Genomic DNA, 1429 nt, shown 5'->3' on the forward strand with positions numbered 1-1429 from the left:
GGCCCCGCGAGCCTCAGCACTTTCAAAGTCCCGCCCCCCCGCCCCGCCCGGGCCCCCGGGCCGCCCCCCCCACGCCGCCCCCCCCCCCCCACGCCGAGGACCAGCGGGACGGACTGCCCGTCGAGCGGGAGCACGAGCGCGGACACCGCGGCGGCTCCGACGAAGGCGGCGTTGAAGAGCACGTCGTAGACGGAGAAGACGCGGCCGCGGAAGGCGTCGTCCACCCGGGACTGCACGACGGTGTCGGTGGAGATCTTGGCGCCCTGGGTGGCGAGGCCGAGCACGAAGGCGGCGGCCAGCATCGGGCCGGGGGCGAAGAACAGTCCGAGCGCGGGGACCAGGACGGCGGATCCGGCGGCGCAGGCGGTCATCCAGCCCCGGGTGCCCAGCCGGCCCACGAGCCAGGGCGTGACGACGGCGGCTGCGAAGAATCCGGCCCCTGAGACGCCGACCGTGACACCGAGCAGGGCCAGTCCGTCGGACTCGTTGTCCGACCAGGCGTAGCGGCACAGCATGAGCAGCATGACGAACAGGGCCCCGTAGCAGAACCGCATCAGGGTCATGGCGGTGAGCGCCCGGGCCGCCTCGCGCCGGGAGGACAGGTGGCGCAGGCCGTCGGCCATGCCGCGTACGGCGAGGGCGACGCCCTCCCCCACCGTCGGGTTGATCCGGCCGGGAGGGCGATCGGGCCCGAGGAGGCCCACGGCCAGGCTCAGGGAGACCAGGGCGGCGCACAGGTAGAGCCCGGCTCCCAGGAGCACGACGAGGGCGTTGGAGTCGGCGGCAAGTACGCGGACGAGGAAGGCCAGTCCCCCTCCGGCCACGGCCGCGAGGGTTCCGGCGGTGGGTGAGAGCGCGTTCGCGGTGACCAGTTCGCCGGGCCCGACGACGCGTGGCAGGGAGGCGGCGAGCCCGGCCAGGACGAAGCGGTTGACCGCGGTCACGGACAGGGCCGAGGCGTAGAAGAGCCAGTCGGGGACGTGCGCGACGATCAGCATGCCGGTGACACAGGCGAGGAAGGCCCGCAGCAGGTTGCCGTAGAGGAACACCTGGCGGCGCGGCCAGCGGTCGAGCAGCACGCCGGCGAAGGGCCCGATCACCGAATAGGGCAGCAGGAGCACGGCCATGGCCGAGGCGATGGCCGCGGGCGATGCCTGCTTCTCCGGGGAGAAGACGACGTAGGTGGCCAGTGCGACCTGGTACACGCCGTCCGCGGCCTGGCAGAGCAGCCGCACGGCGAGCAGGTTGCGGAAGTCCCGCAGACGCAGGAGTACGCGCAGATCACGTACGACAGCCATGTGGGCAAGGGTCACATACGCGGAGGGGGGGGGGGGGGCGGGGGGCGCCGCCCCGCCCCCCCCGCGCCGCCCCCTACAAGCCTGGGTGAGGCAGAGGGCGGGGGGGGGGCGTGGCGGTCTCCCGCGCGCCG

At 74.4% G+C, this 1429-nt stretch carries 1 protein-coding gene; it reads right to left on the reverse strand.

Annotation, left to right across the window (positions count from 1 at the left end; genetic code table 11):
• On the reverse strand, positions 1-1298 hold a 1298-nt coding region (locus tag ACFXDJ_RS00505; RefSeq protein ID WP_384847419.1), incomplete at its 3' end, for an MFS transporter.
• Positions 1299-1429 lie beyond the last annotated feature (131 nt).

The organism is Streptomyces sp. NPDC059443, assembly GCF_042750105.1.
Lineage (GTDB): Bacteria > Actinomycetota > Actinomycetes > Streptomycetales > Streptomycetaceae > Streptomyces.